Source organism: Rufibacter ruber (assembly GCF_001647275.1).
Taxonomy (GTDB): domain Bacteria; phylum Bacteroidota; class Bacteroidia; order Cytophagales; family Hymenobacteraceae; genus Nibribacter; species Nibribacter ruber_C.
The window spans coordinates 1-1,274 of the sequence record NZ_LRMM01000154.1; the positions used below are offsets into that span (position 1 = coordinate 1).

Sequence of the window (1,274 nt, forward strand, 5' to 3'; positions counted from 1 at the left end):
CAATACTTCGGACATTTTAAGGTAGAAGGATAAAAAAGGGCAGAAGCACTGTTAGCGGTGTGTGAAAACTACTACGGCTTCCGCCCCCGGCCCCGAGGGGCTCGTTTCCTGCGCTCTCTCCAAGATGCCCGGCCTGGGCCGGCGGCGCTCCCGTTTCATTACGCAGGTGCTTCTGCTCGTGTTGTCGCTGCGGGGCAGGCTGAACTTCCTGCAGCTGGCGCGCCTGGGCCCCTGGTGCGAGCGCACCTTCCGGCGGCACTTCACCCTGCCCTTCGACTGGCTGGGCCTGAACCTGGGCCTTGCCGGCGGATCGGCCGGCGCGGAGCGGGTGCTGATCCTTGACCCCTCGTTCCTGGCCAAGAGCGGGCAGGGGACCTACGGGCTGGACCGCTTCTGGAGCGGCTGCTCCGGGGCGGTCCAGCACGGGCTTGAGGCCGCAGGCCTGGCCGTGGCGGACGTGGCCGCGCACACGGCCTACCACCTTCTGGCGGCGCAGACCCCGCCGGGGGGCGGGCGCATGGAGCACTACGCCTGGGTGGTCACCCACCGGGCCGCCGAGCTCCGGGAACTGGCCCTCCACCTGGCCGTGGACGGCTTCTTCTACAAGAAGGGCTTCGCCGACGCCGTCCGCTCGGCGGGCCTGCACCTGGTGGGGCTCATGCGGGTGGACGCCGAACTGCGCCACGCCTACCAAGGGGAGCAGAAGCCGGTGGGTAGGCCCCGCAAGTACGCCGGAAGGGTGGACGTGCGCCGGCCCTCGGGCCTGGAGGAGGTGGCCGGCGCGGAGAAGGGCACCCGCCTGTTCACCGGCGTGGTCTGGAGCATGGCCCTGGGCCGGAAGGTGCGCCTGGCCCTGGTGCACCGCCTGGGCGGAGACGGGGAGGCCAGGGAGGTGAAGGTGCTCTACTCCACGGACCTGGGGCTGGCGGCCGAGAAGATCGTAGCCTACTACCGCCTGCGCTTCCAGGTAGAGTTCCTCTTCCGGGACGCCAAGCAGCACGCGGGACTTGCCCACTGCCAGGCCCGCGCAAAGGAGCGCCTGGACTTCCACCTCAACGCCTCGCTCACCGCCGTCAGCCTGGCCAAGCTCGCATACGCAAAGCCTGGCCAGCCCTTCTCCATGGCCGACGTGAAGACCCTCCACCACAACCGCACAATGCTCGAGAGGGTTTTCTCCGTGTTCGGTTTTGACAAAAGCCACTTAAATAACAAGGACAAAACAGACTGTGTCCTTAACTTCGGCAGAATCGCAGCATAAACTGTCCGAAGTATTG

1 protein-coding gene is annotated in these 1,274 nt (G+C 66.8%); it reads left to right on the forward strand.

Annotated elements, in window-relative coordinates; translation table 11 throughout:
- Positions 1-61: 61 nt before the first annotated feature.
- Positions 62-1,258: a transposase gene (locus A8O25_RS22295; RefSeq protein WP_066839881.1), complete on the forward strand. Its 1,197-nt coding sequence runs from the start codon at positions 62-64 to the stop codon at positions 1,256-1,258.
- The last annotated feature ends 16 nt before the right edge of the window (positions 1,259-1,274 follow it).